Source organism: Streptomyces sp. NPDC002133 (genome assembly GCF_040296405.1).
GTDB lineage: Bacteria > Actinomycetota > Actinomycetes > Streptomycetales > Streptomycetaceae > Streptomyces.
Genome location: NZ_JBEOXF010000100.1, coordinates 1 through 16,565 on the forward strand (window position 1 = coordinate 1; position 16,565 = coordinate 16,565).

The following is a 16,565-nucleotide window of genomic DNA, read 5'->3' on the forward strand; positions in this document are numbered from 1 at the left end:
TCGAGGGTGGCCTGTTGCGGCATGCGGGTCACTCGCTCGACCGTGGCCAGATGATGCACGGTGGAACGCGGGACACCGCCGCGCCGGGCCACGTCGCCATAGGACCAGCCCTGCTGCTCCAGCCGGCTCTTCACCAAATCCTGCAGTGCGTTGGCCACGCGATGGATTCTTCCTTCTGACACGTCGGTCGGCCAAAACTCTCGTGAATGACTTGCAGCGAGGTGCCAGGCAGGCTAGCGTCCAATGCGTTCGGACAATTCGTCCGAGAGCATTGGACGTCAGGTCCTCCAGCCGCACCTGCCGCCGCATCACGACCCACAGGTTCAACGCTTTGCGCCATGACGGGTCACGGTCGGCGCCGGTCGTATCGACGGGCCCATCCGGCCCTCCCCCAAGGGAATCCGGCATCCCGGTCGAGGTGCGCGCATTCCGGGCACCGCCGGACCGTGACCCTCGGTCGCTCTTGCGATCACGGCCCCGCTCCGAGAACCTGTCCTGGAGTCCGCAGCCCCAAAGAGGGCGGCGGACTCAAAAAGTTACCGCTTGGGGGCACTTCGAGGAGGATGTCCGGTTGCTTCGACCGCAGGGTGGGGACCCTGCTCGCGAACCGATGTCCTTGACGGGCATCATGCAACCGGAAGGTCGTCATCTCATGTCTACAGGGACGGTGGCCTGCCATTGACACGTCCGGAACGGCTGGTCGAGGGGGACCGCGGTCCGGGCGAAGACCGAACGATCACGCAGCCAGCAGGCGTGCGGGGGGATGACTCATGACGGCGACGCCGAACGGCGCCCGGCAGCAGGACAACGACCCGTCCCGGACCACTCAGCTTCGGGTTCACCCGCAGCTCCGAGCGGGCGGGTCCCGGTTGCGCCCGAAGAAGACGGCACTTCCGCGGTACGACTACGAGCACTACAGCCGGCTCGCCGGCCCCCTCACCCAGCCCGACCCGTCGAAGCCGTACAAGGTGCAGTACCGCTCACTGCTCTCGCAGGAGCCGCACCGCGTCCGGGCCGCGCTGCTCCTGGGCGCCGCGCCGCTGCTCTCGCTGGGCCTGTTCGCCTGGCTCATGCAGCCTCAGCACTGGACCGAGCGGGACCCCAACCTCAACAACGACCTGCTCCTGTGGCTCGACATCGTCATGCTGGTCTCGATCGGCCTGATCGAGCTCTTCCGGACGATGAACGTGCTGTCCAACGCGCACGCGACCCTCGTCGCCCGTGACCCCGTCCCCGTCGTGCCGGAGCACGGCACCCGGGTCGCCTTCCTCACCTCCTTCGTGCCGGGCAAGGAGCCCCTGGAGATGGTGACGAAGACCCTTGAGGCCGCGGTCAGGATCCGTCACCGCGGGCTGATGCACGTGTGGCTGCTCGACGAGGGCGACGACCCGGCCGTGAAGGAGGTCTGCGCACGCCTCGGTGTCCACCACTTCTCCCGCAAGGGCATAGCCAAGTGGAACCAGGCGAAGGGAGCCCACCGGGCCAAGACCAAGCACGGCAACTACAACGCCTGGCTGGAAGCCCACGGCGGGAACTACGACTTCTTCGCGTCCGTCGACACCGACCACGTGCCGCTGCCCAACTACCTTGAGCGGATGCTCGGTTACTTCCGCGACCCCGACGTCGGCTTCGTCATCGGCCCGCAGGTCTACGGCAACTACGACACCTTCGTCACCAAGGCCGCCGAGTCCCAGCAGTTCCTCTTCCACGCCCTGATCCAGCGCGCGGGCAACCGCTACGGCGCCCCCATGTTCGTCGGCACCTCCAACGCCGTCCGGATCAAGGCGATCAAGCAGATCGGCGGGCTGTACGACTCGATCACCGAGGACATGGCGACGGGCTTCGAGATGCACCGCGCCCGCAATCCCGGGACCGGCAACAAGTGGCGCTCCGTCTACACCCCGGACGTGCTGGCCGTCGGCGAGGGTCCGACCGCCTGGACCGACTTCTTCACCCAGCAGCTGCGTTGGTCGCGGGGTACGTACGAGACCATCCTCAAGCAGTACTGGAGGGGCTTCGGGACGCTGCCGCCCGGCAAGCTCTTCAACTACACGATGATGATCATCTTCTACCCGATGTCCGCCCTCAACTGGATCCTGGCGGCGCTGAGCTGCGCCCTGTTCCTGGGCATGGGCGCCTCGGGTGTGCAGATCGACCCGGCGATCTGGATGATGCTGTACGGCAACGCCTCGGCACTCCAGATCGGCCTCTACATCTGGAACCGCCGCCACAACGTCTCGCCGCACGAGCCGGAGGGCTCCGGCGGCCTCGCCGGCATGGTGATGTCCGCGCTCTCCGCGCCGATCTACGCGCGCTCCCTCATGGACGCCGTACTGCGCCGCAAGAGCAAGTTCGTCGTGACCCCCAAGGGCGACTCGTCCAGTCCGGACACCCTCTTCGGCACGTTCCGGATCCACCTGTTCTTCATCCTGGTCTTCGGCGGCTCGCTCGCGTCCTCGTTCTGGTTCGGGCACGACCACCCCGCAATGATCACCTGGGCCGGACTCGCCCTGCTGATCACCGCAGCGCCCATCTTCGCCTGGCGGCACGCCGTCCGCGCGGAGAAGAAGAAGCGCAGGACGCAGCCGCCCGCCGGAGACGGTACGCACGGTCCGCAGGGCCCGCAGCCGCCGGCCGGCGCGCACGAGCCCCAGCAGAAGCCGCAGTGGGCCCCCACGGACCAGACCATGCAGATCGCCCTTGGGGGACATAAGAAATGAGCGCACTTCCCGTCCGGCCGAACTACCGCAAGAACCGGGCCCGGCGGATCCTGATCGGCGTGGCGGTGGTGGCAGTGGTGGCCGGGTTCAACGGTCCCGCCCTCTACCGCTACGGCTCGGCCGAGTACCACGAGTACAAGATCAACCGGCCTGAGTACAAGGCGGTGAACGGCCACTGGGACTTCCTCGACGTCCCGTCCGAGTACCGGATCAACACGATCCACGCCGCGCTGCTGCACACCGGCAAGGTCCTGCTGATCGCCGGTTCCGGCAACAACCAGAAGAACTTCGACGCGAAGAAGTTCGAGTCGGTGCTGTGGGACCCGAAGACGAACGACTTCAAGCTGATACCCACGCCCAAGGACATGTTCTGCGCCGGGCACACCCAGCTGCCGGACGGAAAGCTGCTGGTCGCCGGCGGCACCAAGCGGTACGAGAAGCTCAAGGGCGATGTCACCAAGGCCGGCGGCCTGATGATCGTCCACAACGAGGACCCGGACAAGCCGATCACGCTGCCCGCCGGCACCAGGTTCACCGGCAAGAAGAACGGCAAGACCTTCGTGTCCAAGGACCCGGTTCTCGTCCAGCGCGCGAAGAAGGTCTTCGACCCGGCGACCGGCAGGTTCCTGCGCACCGAGGCGGGTCTCGGCCGGATCTACGTCGAGGCCGGGGAGTCCGGCAAGGCGCACGAGACCGGCACCGAGGACAACTACCGGGTGCACGGCCTCAAGGGCTCCGACACCCGCAATGTCTACGGCATCGCGCAGAAGCTCGCCCTCGACAAGAAGGACTTCCAGGGCATCAAGGAGGCCTACGAGTTCGACCCGGTCGCCGAGAAGTACATCGAGGTCGACCCGATGAACGAGGCCCGCTGGTACCCGACCCTGACGACGCTGAAGGACGGCAAGGTCCTCTCCCTCTCCGGCCTCGACGAGATCGGGCAGATCGTGCCCGGCAAGGACGAGATCTACGACCCGGAGACCAGGACGTGGGAGTACACGGGCATCGAGCGGCGCTTCCCGACCTACCCGGCGATCTTCCTGATGGACAACGGGAAGCTCTTCTACTCCGGTTCCAACGCCGGGTACGGACCTGCCGACGTCGGCCGTGACCCCGGCATCTGGGATCTGGAGACGGACGAGTTCCAGAAGATCCCGGGGCTGAGCGACCCGGACAAGCTGGAGACGTCGGCGACGGTCATGCTGCCGCCCGCGCAGGACCAGAAGTTCATGGTCATCGGCGGTGGTGGGGTCGGCGAGTCCGAGAAGTCCAGCGAGAAGTCCCGGCTCGTCGACCTGAAGGACCCGAACCCCCGCTTCACGGACGGCGCTTCGCTCGACAAGGGCACCCGCTATCCGAGCGCGTCGCTGCTGCCGGACGACAGCGTGCTGGTCACCGGCGGCTCGGAGGACTACCGCGGGCGCAGCGGCTCCAACGTGCTGGAGGCGCGTACGTACGACCCGAAGAAGGGTGCGTACAAGCGGGTGGCCGACCCGCGGGTGGGGCGCAACTACCACTCGGGGTCGGTGCTGCTGCCCGACGGACGGGTGATGATCTTCGGCTCCGACTCGCTCTTCGCCGACGACGCCAACACCAAGCCTGGCGTCTTCGAGCAGCGCATCGAGATCTACACACCGCCGTACCTGTACGGGGACGCCCGGCCCGGGATCAGCGGCGGCCCCAAGCGCATCGAGCGCGGTGAGTCGGGCACGTATCTGAGTCCGCAGGCGGCGAAGCTCGCGACGGCGAAGCTGATGCGGCCGAGTGCGGTGACGCACGTCACCGATGTCGACCAGCGGTCGATCGCGCTGAAGATGACGAAGACGGCGGACGGTTTCGAGGTGACGGTCCCCAGGAACCGGTCCCTGGTGCCGTCCGGCTGGTACATGCTCTTCGTCACGGACGACAAGGGCACGCCGTCCGAGGGCGTGTGGGTGGAGGTGCCGTAGGGCCTGGCGCGGGGGCTCAATTCGAGCCCGTCCTGTGATCGAGGACGCACACGCGGGCCCCTGCGGCGGTACCGGGCACGTTCCGGGATCTGGGGGCTTGCCCCCGGCCCCGGAACGTTCGGGGTGAGGCGGGGGGAGGATACCCCCGCCCCGCCTACTTCGTATTGCGCGCCAGCTCCAACGCGTACTCCGGATACCAGTCCCCCGCCTTCGGCCCGCCCTTGCAGTCGCCGTCCGACTCCCCCGGGCGCTTGACCCACAGATACGCGTCGACGATCGGATCCCCCGTCTTCGTCGTCGGCGGCTCACCCAGCGCGCGCCCCGGCGGGTTGCACCAGTTCTCCTTCGGATCGCCCTCCGTGTACGGCCCGTTGCCGTTGCGGCTGGTGTCGATCACGAAGTGCTTGTTCCCGACCTTCGCGGAGAGCCGCTTGCCGAAGTCCTCGCTGGCGTCGGTCGTCTGGAAGTTGGAGACGTTGACCGCGAAGCCGTCGGCATTCGCGATGCCCGCCCACTGGAGCGGCTCGAAGAGGGAATCGGGCTGCGACCAGCCCGCGTTGCCCGCGTCCAGGTAGACCTTGGTGGCCGGCTGCTGCTTGAGCCGCTCGATGGCGCCCTTCAGCAGGTCGTACCGCTCCTCGTGGAACTCGTCCGGCGTGCAGCCGTCCACGAGGTGGAGCACGGCGTCCGGCTCGAGGACGACCGTGGCGCGCCGGTCGCCGATGCCCTTGGCAACCTTGTCGACCCACTCCCGGTACGCGTTCCCATCGGCGGCGCCGCCCTTGGAGAACTGCCCGCAGTCACGGTGCGGGATGTTGTACAGCACGAGCAGGGCGTCCCGGTCGGCTTTCTGCGCGGCCTCCGTGAATCCCTTGGCCTCGGCCTCCGGATTGTCCGGGCCGATCCATTCGCCGACCGGCTGCTCCGCGATCTTCCTGATCAGCTCGGCGTTCTTGTCGTCGCCTTCGTCGAGATACGAGGCGATCTGCCGGGCGGCCTTCCCGTCGGGGTTGACCCAGAACGGGTCCGTCCCCTTCGGTTGCTGGGCGATCGAGGCCCGGTTGTCGCCGCCCCCGGCACTACCGTCGCCGTCGGAGGACGAACACCCCGCCAGCAGCAGCGCGGCCCCCGCGGCGGCCGCTCCCCGGCGGGCACGCCCGACGTAACTGCCGTACATCCACTCCCCCTTGGTGCACTGTCGCACGATGCCGAGGCCACCCCCCAGGCGCCTCGCGCCCGGACAAGACCGGGCGAATCCATGTTCTCAGATCCCGCGGGCGTCCGTGAGATACGCCGAGACCACCACATTCGCCGTGTACGACCGCGAGTCGCTGTCGTAGTCCCCACCGCAGGTGATCAGCCTCAGTTCCGCCCTGCCCGGCTGCCTGGCCCCGTACACCTTCTGCGCGTCGAACCGGTCCCGGCTGAAGACCTGCACATCGTCGATCGTGAACTCGGCGACCGAGCCGTCGGTGCGGGTCACCCGGACCTTCTGGCCGGGACGGGCCGCGCTGAGCCCGTAGAAGACGGCGGGCTCGGCCTCGGTGTCGACATGGCCGACGAAGAGCGCAGCGCCCGCGGTCCCGGGCAGGGTGCCGGTGCCGAACCAGCCCACGGTCTGCGGCATGGCGTACGGCGGCGGGTCGACCGCGCCGGTCGCGTCCAGGCCGCGGGCGACGACGGGGGCCGTGATCCCTATCGAGGGGATCTCCACCTTGCTCGGCTGGGAGGGCTTCAGCGGGTCACGGGCCGGCGGCAGCGGTACGCCGAGAGGCCGGCCGACCGCGGCCACGTCGCCGGTCGTGGGTGCCGAGCTGCCGCCGGGGCCCTCGGTGGCCTCGCGCCCCCACAGCCACAGGCCGAGCAACAGCATGGCCCAGGCCACACCCGTGAGCAGCCTCCCGGTGCCCGATGTGGGGCTCCCGGGCCCTGCGTCACCGGTATCCACGGCGGTCAGTCCGTGTCCGCCGGGCCCACGTGCCGGCGCCGTGCGCTGCGGAACGCCACGGCCACCGCCGCCACGCCCGCGAGGACCAGCCCGATCACGGTGTGGGGGGTACCGGGGCCCTGCTGGTCGGGTTGCTCGGCCTTCTCGGAGGCGAGGGACGTGGCGGTACCGCCGCCGCCGGCGCGGACCGGGGCGAAGGGGGTGTCCTCAGGATCGGGGGCGGGGTCCAGGGTCTGCCCCTGGTCCTCGCCCTCGTCCCCGTCGTCGCCCTCGTCGCCCTCGTCGCCCTGGTCCGGCTTGTGGCCGCCGTTGTCCTTGTGGCCGCCGTCGTCCTTCTTGCCGCCGTCGTCCTTGCGGCCACCGTCATCCTTCTTGCCACCGTCGTCCTTGCGGCCACCGTCATCCTTCTTGCCGCCGTCGTCCTTGCGGCCACCGTCATCCTTCTTGCCACCGTCATCCTTCTTGCCACCGTCATCCTTCTTGCCACCGTCGTCCTTGCGGCCACCGTCATCCTTCTTGCCACCGTCGTCCTTGCGGCCACCGTCATCCTTCTTGCCGCCGTCGTCCTTGTCACCCTCGTCCGCCTTGCTCTCGGCGCGCTGCTGGGCGACCGTGAGCGTGCCCACCCGGGTGAGTGGGCTGCCGTTGCACGTGACACTGACGTCGTACGTACCGGCGCCGGCGCCGGATCTGACCGTCGTCTCCCCGAAGAGCGAACTCTGTGGGCCGACGCCGCCGGACAGCTGGGCGTCGGTGACGAACGCCAGGGATCTGGCGGTGCCCGTCGCGCCCTCGCAGCCGGTGACGAGCAGTTCCACCTCACCCCCCGGCCTGGCGGAGGTGGGGGTGACCGTGGCCTTGGCCTGCCCGCCTTCCTCGGCGTACGCAAGCCCGGCGGGCGGTGCCAGCATCAGGACACCGGTGGCCGCCCCCACCACACGGAGAGCAATCGGAACAGAACGCATCGTGAACCTCCTGGTATCAGAAGATTCACGCGGTTTGCCCGTTTCCGCATCTCCAGGAGACCCGGATGGGTCACCACGGACGGCTCAGAGGCAGCTCGGGGACGGCCCGGAGAGGGCCCGGAGAGGGCCCGGAGAGGGATGGAGGCGGGTGGGATCCGGCCAGGTCAGATCCGGTCGACCAGGTCCGCGATCGAGTCGACGATCCACGACGGACGGAACGGGAACCGGTCCACGTCCTTCGGTGCCGTCAGGCCCGTCAGCACCAGGAAAGTCTCCATGCCCGCCTCCAGCCCGGCCAGGACATCGGTGTCCATCCGGTCGCCGATCATCGCACTGGTCTCCGAATGCGCCCCGATCGCGTTCAGCCCGGCACGCATCATCAGCGGGTTCGGCTTGCCCACGAAGTAGGGGTCCTTGCCGGTGGCCTTGGTGATCAGGGCGGCGACCGAGCCCGTGGCGGGCAGCGGACCCTCGGCGGAGGGGCCGGTCTCGTCCGGGTTGGTGCCGATGAAGCGCGCCCCCGCGTTGATCAGCCGGATCGCCTTCGTCAGCGCCTCGAAGCTGTACGTACGGGTCTCACCGAGCACCACGTAGTCGGGGTCGTGGTCGGTGAGGACGTACCCGATGTCGTGCAGGGCGGTGGTCAGCCCGGCCTCGCCGATGGCGTACGCCGTGCCGCCGGGGCGCTGGTCGTCCAGGAACTTGGCGGTGGCCAGCGCGGACGTCCAGATGTTCTCGACCGGCACGTCCAGGCCCATGCGGGCGAGGCGGGCGTGCAGGTCACGAGGGGTGTAGATGGAGTTGTTCGTGAGAACCAGGAAGGGCTTCCCGGTCTCGCGGAGCTTCTTGATGAAGGAGTCGGCGCCCGGGATCGGGACGCCTTCATGGATGAGAACACCGTCCATGTCGGTGAGCCAGGATTCGATCGGCTTGCGCTCTGCCATGAAGCGGACTCCTGCGGTGTGCGGAGGTGCTGGTGGGGCGCCGCCACGACGATGTGCCGACGCCCCCCAGCCTAATCAGGAAGCCGTGATCTTGACCCCCGCGGGCATGGGGTTGCGGGCCGGGGCCCGCGGGCTGGACCGTTGCCTTCAGCTGCCGGTCGCGGTCTTCCAGGACTCGACGTACTTCTGGAGGTTCGTGTCGATGTCCTTCCAGTCCGGCTCGAAGACCTGGACGCCGTCCAGGATCTTCGACAGCTCGATCGCGTTGGCGTCGGTGGCCTTGACGTCGCTGCGCGCGGAGAAGCCGCCGCCGATCTCGCTGACCTGCTTCTGGGCCTTCTCGCTCAGCAGGTGGTCGAGGAGCTTCTGGCCGTTCTCGGTGTGGGGGGCGTCGTTGACGAGGCCCGCGGCGTAGGGAAGGGCGAACGTGGTGGGCCTGCCGCCCTGCGTCGCCGGGAACCAGATGCCGAGGTTCGGCATGGACCTGGACTGGGCGAAGTTCATCTGGACGTCGCCGTTGGCGACGAGGATCTCGCCCTTGTCGACCTTGGGGGCGAGCTTGGAGGTGGAGGAGGACGGGCCGACATTGTTGGCCTGGAGCTTCTTCAGGTACGCCATCGCCGGCTCCTCGCCGCCGAAGTCGTGCATCGCCTTGATGACGACGGCGGTACCGTCGCCCGCGACACCCGGGGTGGAGTACTGGAGCTTGTCCTTGAACCTGCCGTCGAGGAGCTCCTCCCAGGTCTGCGGGGCCTCCTGCATCTCCTTCTTGTTGTAGATGAATCCGAAGTAGTTGTTGACGACCGAGGTCCACTTGCCGTCGCCGGACTTGTCGGCGCCGTTGACCTTGTCGGAGCCGGCCGGCTCGTACGCCTGGAGCAGCCCCTTGGAGTCGGCCTGCTGGATGAACGGCGGAAGGGTGACGAGCACGTCGGCCTGCGTGTTGCTCTTCTCGCGGGCGGCGCGCTGCACCATCTCGCCGGAGCCGCCCTCGACGTACTTGACCTTGATACCGGTCTCCTTCTCGAAGTCCTTGAAGACCTGGTCGTACCAGCCGTCGCCGTTCTCGCCCTTGAGGCCGTCGGCGCTGTAGACGGTGACGACCTTCTCGTCGGAGGCGGCTGAGTCGCCTCCGCAGGCGGTGAGGGTGGCGGCGAGGGCAAGGCTGCCGGTGAGGGCGGCGATCGTGCTGATGTGGCGAGGCATGACGACGGACAACTCCTTGCGGAAGAAGAGGAACACGTGGGATTACCTGGGTCGGGATCAGAACCAGGGCCTGAGCCGGCGCCTGGGCCTGAGCCTGGGCCAGGGCCGGGGCCTGCCTGATCAGCGGTAGGAGGCCCTGGTACGGATTCGGGACACGGCGAGCAGGACGAGCAGCGTCGTGGCCATGAGGACCACGGCGACGGCGGAGCCGGTGAAGAGGGAGCCGCGGTCGGTGGCGGTGAAGATCAGCACCGGCAGCGGCATCCAGTCCGGCGGGTAGAGCATCATCGTGGCGCTCAGCTCACCCATGGACAGGGCGAAGCAGAGCCCCGCGGCCGCGTTGAGCGACGGCAGCAGCAGCGGCAGCTTCACTCGCCACAGGACGTACGAGGGGCGGGCGCCGAGGCTGGCCGCCGCCTGCTCGTACATCGGGTCGAGACGCAGGATGGCCGCCGAGACCGACTGGTGGGCGAACGCCGTGACAAGAACGGTGTGCGCGAGGATCACGATCCATCGCGTGCCGTTGAGGAGCATCGGCGGCTGCGAGAAAGCGACGAGTACGGCGAGGCCGACGACCACGGACGGTACGGCGACCGGCAGCATGAACAGTGCGTCGAGGACGCGGCGTCCACGCCTGCCCAGGGAGGCGGCGGCAAGGGCGGCCCAGGTGCCGATGGCGAGCGCGAGCACGCTGGCCGTCACCGCCGTGACGAGGCTGGTGGTCAGGGCCTGGAGCGACTCGCCGCGGACGGCCGCCGTGTAGTGCTCGGCGGTCGGTCCGGAGGGGAACGCCCCCGACCAGTTGGTCGCGAGCGACGCCGCGACGATGACGAGGAGCGGCACCGCGAAGAGCGGCAGGAAGAGGGCGAGGAACAGGACCCAGGTGGCCCATCTACCCGTACGGCTATGCACCAACACGGCGGCTCACCACCCGGTAGATCCCGTACAGCCCCACGGAGATCGCGATGTTGACGACGGCGACGACGCAGGCGGCCGCGTAGTCGGACTCGAGGATCGCCTTGCTGTAGACGAGCATCGGGAGCGTCGTGACGCCCTTGGCGCCGGTGAAGAGCACGATGCCGAACTCGTTGAGACACATGACCAGCACGAGGCTGCCACCGGCGGCGAGCGCGGGGAGGGCCTCGGGCAGGATCACCTGCCGGATGATCCGGGCGGGCCGCGCACCCAGCGAGGAGGCGACCTCCAGCTGTGCCGTGTCGAGCTGCGAGAACGCGGCGAGCAGCGGGCGCATCACGAAGGGGGTGAAGTACGTGATCTCCGCGAGCAGCACGCCCCAGGGCGTCGTCAGGAAGTGGAACGGACCGCTCGACGCCCCCGTGACGTCCGTCCACAGCCCGTTGGCCATGCCGACGGTGCCGTAGATGAACAGCAGCGCCAGCGTGATCAGGAACGAGGGGAAGGACAGGAACACGTCGATGAACTTGGCGACCGCCCTGCCGCCGGGGAACGGCACGAACGCGATGATCAGCGCGAGTGTGAACCCGAGCACAAGACAGCCGGCGGTCGCCCCGACCGCCAGCCACACGGTGGTGGTGAGCGCCTCGCGGAAGGCCTGCGAGCCGAAGACGCCGGCGTACGCGCCGGGCGCGAGGGACTCCTGGACGACCAGACCGAGGGGGTAGAGGAACACCACGCCCAGCACGGCGACGGGGGGAAGGGCCCATACCCAGCGCGGGATTGCGGGCATTCGTGCCGCCGGGGCGGTGGGGGTGCCTCCCACGCCCGAAGGGCTGTGGGGGAGGGTGGCAGTCCCCGGTACCGGCGGGCGTTCCGCGAGACGTCCACCGGGGCTACCCATCGGTCACCCCCGCGCCGAGCAGTACCGCGTCCTCCGGTGCGAAGTGCACCGTGACCTCGTCCCCCAGTGCCGGCGTCTCCCGCAGCTCCCGCAGGTCCGCCTTGACCCGGTGCCCGTCGACGTCCACGTACAGCCGATGCGTCGCTCCCCGCCACTGCACCTCAGCGATCCTCCCCCGCAGCGCGTTCGGCCCTTCGCCGAGCCCGACGAGGTGCGGCCGTACACACAGGGTCGCGATCGCTCCGGGCGCGGCGGCCCCCGTCGGCACCTTCAGCTCCGTGCCCGCGAAGGACACCGTGTCCGAACCGACCGTCACCGGCAGCAGGTTCGCGTTGCCGACGAACGACGCCGTGAACTCCGTGCGCGGGCGCCGGTACAGGTCCTGCGGTGTGCCGCAGTCCTGGAGGCGGGCCTTGTCCATGACCGCGATCCGGTCGGCGAGGGTGAGCGCCTCGACCTGGTCGTGGGTGACGTACAGGATGGACACGTCCGGCAGTTCGCGGTGCAGCCGTGCCAGTTCGGCCAGCATCCCGGACCGCAGCTGCGCGTCGAGCGCGGAGAGCGGCTCGTCGAGCAGCAGCACCTTCGGCCGGATCGCGAGGGCGCGGGCGATCGCGACGCGCTGCTGCTGCCCGCCGGAGAGCTCGCGCGGATACCGATCGGCGTAGGCCGCCATACCGGTCATCTCCAGCGCCTCGGCGACCCGGCCGGGGATCTCGGCCTTCGGCGTCTTCTGAGCCCTCAGTCCGAATTCGACATTGGCCTCGACTCGCATGTGCGGGAAGAGGGCGTACTGCTGGACGACCATGCCGATGCCGCGCCGGTGCGGCGGCAGCGCGGTGATGTCGCGGTCGCCGATGAACACCCGCCCCGAGACCGGCCGTACGAACCCGGCGACCGCACGCAGGGCGGTGGTCTTGCCGGAGCCCGAGGGGCCGAGGAGGGCCATGACCTCGCCGGGTTCGACGGTCAGATCGAGGCCCTCGAGGACGGTGGTGCCGCCGTAGGCGACGGAGACACGGTCGAAGCGGATGCCGCTGGTCATATGTCCTCCCGCGCCAGCAGCTCCGGCAGCTCGGCGACCGAACCGAGGACGTGCGTCGCGCCATGGGCGGTCAGCTGCGTCCTGTCGTGGGCGCCGGTGAGCACGCCCGCGACCACGCGCGCGCCGGAGCGCACGCCGCTCAGCATGTCGTACGAGGTGTCGCCGGCGACCGCGATCTGCTGCACGCCGTCGACCGCGCCCGTACGCAGGAACGCGGCGAGCACCATGTCCGGGTACGGGCGTCCGCGCCCGCCCGCGTCGGCCGGGCACAGGGTGAGCGGGACCAGGTCCTGCCAGCCGAGCGCGTCGAGGATCGCGTCCTGGGTGACGCGGGCGAAGCCGGTGGTGAGGACGACGGTCCTGCCCTGCTCCCGGAGTTGCTCGACGGCGGCACGCGCGCCGGGGATCTCGGCGATGCGGCCGCCGCCGACGAGTTCGCCGTACGCCTCCTCGAAGGCCTTGTTGGCCGCCTGGGCCCTGGCCTCGTCGCCGAAGAGGTGGCGGAAGACGGAGATCTTGGACTCACCCATGGTGGCGCGTACGTGGTCGAGCATGGCCGGCATCGACTCGGGTTCCGTGCCGAGGCGTTCGGCGGCCCTGGCGAACGCCTGCTCGACGAGGCCGCCGTCGGCGACCGTGGTACCGGCCATGTCCAGGACGACAAGGTTCAGTCGGGTCATCGTTGTCACCAGCCCAGTTGGTCTGCGGTTGTCTCGGCAATGGCGGGAGAGCAGGTCATACCGCGTCCGCCCGGTCCGGTCACCAGCCATACGCCGTCGCGCACCTGCTCGCGGTGGACCACGCGGGTGGAGGGGGTGGTCCCCCCGGCGGAGCCAGGGGGAGTGTCGGTGCACTGCGCGTACACCCCGGCCCAGCGGCGGCGGATCTTCGGCAGCGGCCGGCCCAGGAAGCCCTCGATGACCTGCGTGAGGTGCTCGAAGGGGTCTTCGAGGGTGTCGAAGGCGAAGGGATGCTCGTACTCGTGGGTGTCGCCGATGGTCAGCCCGCCGTCGCGGCGCTGCACCATCAGCAGCTGCATCTTGTGCTCGGCGGCCGTGGGCTGCTGAGCCTGCCCGGCATTGAGGGCGTCGAGCGCGTCCGAGGCGTACGCCGGGTAGTAGCGGAAGGAGTCGGCGTCGGCGACGGAGGTCGTGAGCGGCTCGCCGAGCGGGTCCGTCTGCGCCATCTGGAGGCGCACGCGGCGTACGGGGAGGTCGGGGGCGAGCTCGCGGACGAGTCCGCCCAGCCAGGCGCCGGTGCACAGGACGACGGCGTCGCCGCTGTGCACATCGCCGTGGTCGTCGCGCACCGCGCTGCGTCCATTCTTCCCGGGGTCGATGACCTCGCGGACCTCGCGGCCGGGGAGAAAGGTGTAACGCCCGGACGCCAGCAGGGCCTTGCGCAGCGCGAGCTGTGCCGTGCGGGGCTCCACGGCCGCGTCCCGCTCGCAGTACAGGGCCGACACGAACTCACCGCGCAGGGCGGGGTTGATGGCGCGCGCCTCGTCTGCGGTGACCAGCTTGTAGCCGCGGGCGGCGGCGTCCGGCCGGGCGACGGCCGCCTCGGCGACGGCGAGCTCGAGATCGTTGCGTACGGGCGTCAGCGAACCGATGGCCCGGAACCCGAGTTCGGGAACCCGGTCGCCGATGGCCTCCCACAGCTCCCGCGCCCGCAGCGCCGTCTCCAGCTCCTCGCCCCCGGCGCGGCCGCTGACCCATATCTGCCCGAAGTTCCGCAGGCTGGCCCCGCGCGCTTCGGCTTCCCGCTCGATCTGTACGACCTCGTGGCCGCGCTCCACTGCTTGCCAGGCGTGCATGGTTCCCACCACGCCGGCTCCTACGACGATGACTCGCATGCCCGTCACGGTGGTCGTGACCGGTGACCCGTCGGGGGCCGGTCGGCAACGGGACGGTGAACGGGCCATCAAGGTTGGCCTAGACCCGTTATCGTTTCGTGATATTGGCGGCGGTCCTGCGTTACCGGACCGGGGGCTTCCCGGAAGGAGGCCGCGGAAGCTAGGCCCCGCCCACCAGATGCGTCGAGAAGCTGAAGCGGTCCCCCCTGTACAGCGACCGCACCCGCTCCAGCGGCCGCTTCGCCGTGTCCCGCGAGACCCGGTGGATCAGCAGCATCGGCAGCGCCGGCGGAGTCCCGATGAGCAGCGCCTCCCGCGGCGTCGCCAGCACCGTCTCGATGCGCTCGTCCGCGTCGCCGAACTCGATCCCGAGCCGGTCCCGCAGGTACGCGTAGAACGAGGAGTCGGGGTCGAAGTCGCTGTCGAGCCGCGGCACGCGCGCCACGGTCACGTACGTGCTCTCCAGCCCCACCCGCTCCTCGTCCGCGAGCAGCACACGCTCCATGTGCCAGACGGGCTCGCCCCGCTCCAGCCCGGTCTCCTCGGCGAGCCGGGGCGGGCACGGGAAACGGTCGAGGGAGATGAGGTTACGGCCGGGTGCACGGCCCTGCCGCCGCACGCCCTCGGTGTAGCTCGCGAGCGACAGCGGCTGTTCCAGCTTGGGGCCCGCGACGACGGTGCCCCTGCCCTGCCGCCGCAGCCGGCCTTCGAGGAGGAGCTCGCGCAGCGCCTGGCGCACGGTCTCGCGCGACACCTCGAACCGTACGGCGAGATCGCGTTCGGTGGGCAGCAGCCCACCCTCGCCCAACTCGTCTATCAACGCGGCCACTTGGGCCTTGACCGCGTAGTACTTGGGAATACGGCCGTGCTCGGGGATGCCGGAACGGACAGGCGCGCCTGGAGCCTGATCGCTCGGGTAGTTCGGGTGGTCCACCGGGGGATGGTCCCAGACGCGGGTGAACGGCCAGGTCAGCGGCGGCCGGAGCGGAGCCTGCGGGCACCCGCGAGGAGCAGGAGCCCGGCGGCGAGGAGCGCGCCGAAGGCGACGGCGAGGCCGATGCCGTACTGCGTACCGGTCGGGGCGAGCTCCTCGGCGTCGGGCGCGGACTCGTACATCCGCTCCTGCTCGTCGGAGGCGAGCAGGCTGAAGGTGTAGTCGCCGGACTGCCCGACCCAGTCGCCGTCTGCGCCGCGACGCTGGACGACGGCGGCGTTGGCGACGACGGAGTCGGCGAGCGTGTCGGCGGCGGGAAAGCCGAGGCGGACGGGGATGGTGACGCCGGCGCGGCCGGGGACGGTGAAGCCGGCGAATCCACCGTCGCGTGAACGCGCCCCGCCGAAGGCACCGACCGTCTCGCCCCGGTCGGTCTGCTCGAAGGTCACCGGCCGCCACGTCCTGCCCCCCGCGTCGTAGAACTCCATCCGGATCCTGGTGGGGGTGAGGACATGGTCCCGGCCGACGAGCACGACGACCGGATGGACGTTCCGGCAGGGCTCTGCCGTGGTGTTGACCAGCTGGACGGAGAACTCCCCGGCGCCGGAACCCGCCCGGTACGCGGCCGGGCCGCCCTGGATCCTGGTGGCGATGGGGAAGCCCGTGACGCGTACCTCACCGCAGACGGGCAGCTGCGGCGGTTCGGCGCCGTGTGCCGCGGGCGTCGGGCCGGCCGGCCCGAGCGGGGCGATCACGGCCGCGGCGAGCGAAAGGGCGAGGGCTTTGCGCATACGTAGGAGGCCTTTGCTGCTCGCGGACCGCAGTGAGGGTCGCCCCGGCCCACGCCGGCGCCCACCCTGCCCCCATCAAAACCGCCGGCCGGGGCGGGCACCTGCGCGTACGGCCGAACAGCCGCAATACGTCGCTCCTGTCGGCGTACTTTCACCCGCCCGGGATTGGGCGCCCGTCGCGATCAGGCCTCCGAGCTGAGCGCGGTGTGATGAGACGCGGCCGTTGATGCGCCGGGGCGCCGCGGTGCGCGGGCCGTCGGGGCCCGCGGCCGCCACGGCCACGGTGGGCGGCCGTCAAGGTTTGCGGATCCTGAACGAGCACGGGAAATCGGCACGCGGGGCCCGGGTGCTGCTCCTCGGCATCACATACAAGCCGGACCTCGCCGACC

14 protein-coding genes are annotated in these 16,565 nt (G+C 69.8%); 2 read left to right on the top strand and 12 right to left on the bottom strand.

Going from position 1 to position 16,565, the window contains the following annotated elements:
• Positions 1–770: 770 nt before the first annotated feature.
• Both ABT078_RS40850 and glxA read left to right on the top strand, forming a co-directional pair.
• Complete coding sequence (locus tag ABT078_RS40850) at positions 771–2,720, top strand: glycosyltransferase family 2 protein (RefSeq protein WP_351237250.1); 1,950 nt, start codon at positions 771–773, stop codon at positions 2,718–2,720.
• Complete coding sequence (gene glxA, locus ABT078_RS40855) at positions 2,717–4,669, top strand: radical copper oxidase GlxA (RefSeq protein ID WP_351237252.1); 1,953 nt, start codon at positions 2,717–2,719, stop codon at positions 4,667–4,669. Before ABT078_RS40850 ends, glxA begins: the two co-directional genes overlap by 4 nt.
• Before the next feature lie 154 nt (positions 4,670–4,823).
• Here glxA and ABT078_RS40860 read toward each other — a convergent pair whose 3' ends face one another.
• The 12 genes from ABT078_RS40860 to ABT078_RS40915 form a co-directional block, all read right to left on the bottom strand.
• The gene (locus ABT078_RS40860) at positions 4,824–5,846 is read right to left on the bottom strand and encodes a glycoside hydrolase family 6 protein (protein ID WP_351237270.1); all 1,023 of its coding nucleotides are present in this window, start codon (positions 5,844–5,846) and stop codon (positions 4,824–4,826) included.
• A gap of 87 nt (positions 5,847–5,933) precedes the next feature.
• Positions 5,934–6,542: a class F sortase gene (locus ABT078_RS40865; protein WP_351237272.1), complete on the bottom strand. Its 609-nt coding sequence runs from the start codon at positions 6,540–6,542 to the stop codon at positions 5,934–5,936.
• 80 nt (positions 6,543–6,622) lie between these two features.
• Positions 6,623–7,582, bottom strand: a complete 960-nt coding sequence (locus tag ABT078_RS43025; RefSeq protein ID WP_502981556.1) for a hypothetical protein — start codon at positions 7,580–7,582, stop codon at positions 6,623–6,625.
• Between the two features lie 164 nt (positions 7,583–7,746).
• The gene (locus ABT078_RS40875) at positions 7,747–8,526 is read right to left on the bottom strand and encodes an HAD-IIA family hydrolase (RefSeq protein WP_351237254.1); all 780 of its coding nucleotides are present in this window, start codon (positions 8,524–8,526) and stop codon (positions 7,747–7,749) included.
• A gap of 147 nt (positions 8,527–8,673) precedes the next feature.
• Positions 8,674–9,732, bottom strand: a complete 1,059-nt coding sequence (locus ABT078_RS40880; protein ID WP_351237274.1) for a 2-aminoethylphosphonate ABC transporter substrate-binding protein — start codon at positions 9,730–9,732, stop codon at positions 8,674–8,676.
• A 120-nt stretch (positions 9,733–9,852) separates the two neighbouring features.
• Positions 9,853–10,650, bottom strand: a complete 798-nt coding sequence (locus tag ABT078_RS40885) for an ABC transporter permease (protein ID WP_351237256.1) — start codon at positions 10,648–10,650, stop codon at positions 9,853–9,855.
• Positions 10,637–11,440, bottom strand: coding sequence for a 2-aminoethylphosphonate ABC transporter permease subunit (locus ABT078_RS40890; protein ID WP_351237258.1), 804 nt, complete (start codon positions 11,438–11,440; stop codon positions 10,637–10,639). Before ABT078_RS40890 ends, ABT078_RS40885 begins: the two co-directional genes overlap by 14 nt.
• A 103-nt stretch (positions 11,441–11,543) precedes the next feature.
• On the bottom strand, positions 11,544–12,596 hold the full coding sequence (locus ABT078_RS40895) for an ABC transporter ATP-binding protein (RefSeq protein WP_351237260.1): 1,053 nt from the start codon (positions 12,594–12,596) through the stop codon (positions 11,544–11,546).
• Positions 12,593–13,276 carry a phosphonatase-like hydrolase gene (locus tag ABT078_RS40900; RefSeq protein WP_351237262.1) on the bottom strand — a complete coding sequence of 228 codons (684 nt, stop codon included), beginning with the start codon at positions 13,274–13,276 and terminating at the stop codon, positions 12,593–12,595. The genes ABT078_RS40895 and ABT078_RS40900 overlap by 4 nt, the downstream gene beginning before the upstream one ends.
• A gap of 5 nt (positions 13,277–13,281) precedes the next feature.
• On the bottom strand, positions 13,282–14,451 hold the full coding sequence (locus ABT078_RS40905) for a TIGR03364 family FAD-dependent oxidoreductase (RefSeq protein WP_351237264.1): 1,170 nt from the start codon (positions 14,449–14,451) through the stop codon (positions 13,282–13,284).
• Between the two features lie 160 nt (positions 14,452–14,611).
• Positions 14,612–15,385, bottom strand: coding sequence for a GntR family transcriptional regulator (locus ABT078_RS40910; protein ID WP_351237266.1), 774 nt, complete (start codon positions 15,383–15,385; stop codon positions 14,612–14,614).
• Positions 15,386–15,420: 35 nt separating this feature from the next.
• A complete protein-coding gene (locus ABT078_RS40915) occupies positions 15,421–16,176 on the bottom strand; it encodes a hypothetical protein (RefSeq protein WP_351237268.1) in 756 nt (251 codons plus the stop codon).
• Positions 16,177–16,565 lie beyond the last annotated feature (389 nt).

Coding starts and splice junctions, on each gene's coding strand:
- ABT078_RS40850 (WP_351237250.1), top strand. CDS start 771: ATGACGGCGACGCCGAACGGCGCCCGGCAGCAGGACAACGACCCGTCC.
- glxA (WP_351237252.1), top strand. CDS start 2,717: ATGAGCGCACTTCCCGTCCGGCCGAACTACCGCAAGAACCGGGCCCGG.
- ABT078_RS40860 (WP_351237270.1), bottom strand. CDS start 5,846: ATGTACGGCAGTTACGTCGGGCGTGCCCGCCGGGGAGCGGCCGCCGCG.
- ABT078_RS40865 (WP_351237272.1), bottom strand. CDS start 6,542: ATGCTGTTGCTCGGCCTGTGGCTGTGGGGGCGCGAGGCCACCGAGGGC.
- ABT078_RS43025 (WP_502981556.1), bottom strand. CDS start 7,582: ATGCGTTCTGTTCCGATTGCTCTCCGTGTGGTGGGGGCGGCCACCGGT.
- ABT078_RS40875 (WP_351237254.1), bottom strand. CDS start 8,526: ATGGCAGAGCGCAAGCCGATCGAATCCTGGCTCACCGACATGGACGGT.
- ABT078_RS40880 (WP_351237274.1), bottom strand. CDS start 9,732: ATGCCTCGCCACATCAGCACGATCGCCGCCCTCACCGGCAGCCTTGCC.
- ABT078_RS40890 (WP_351237258.1), bottom strand. CDS start 11,440: ATGCCCGCAATCCCGCGCTGGGTATGGGCCCTTCCCCCCGTCGCCGTG.
- ABT078_RS40895 (WP_351237260.1), bottom strand. CDS start 12,596: ATGACCAGCGGCATCCGCTTCGACCGTGTCTCCGTCGCCTACGGCGGC.
- ABT078_RS40900 (WP_351237262.1), bottom strand. CDS start 13,276: ATGACCCGACTGAACCTTGTCGTCCTGGACATGGCCGGTACCACGGTC.
- ABT078_RS40905 (WP_351237264.1), bottom strand. CDS start 14,451: ATGCGAGTCATCGTCGTAGGAGCCGGCGTGGTGGGAACCATGCACGCC.
- ABT078_RS40915 (WP_351237268.1), bottom strand. CDS start 16,176: ATGCGCAAAGCCCTCGCCCTTTCGCTCGCCGCGGCCGTGATCGCCCCG.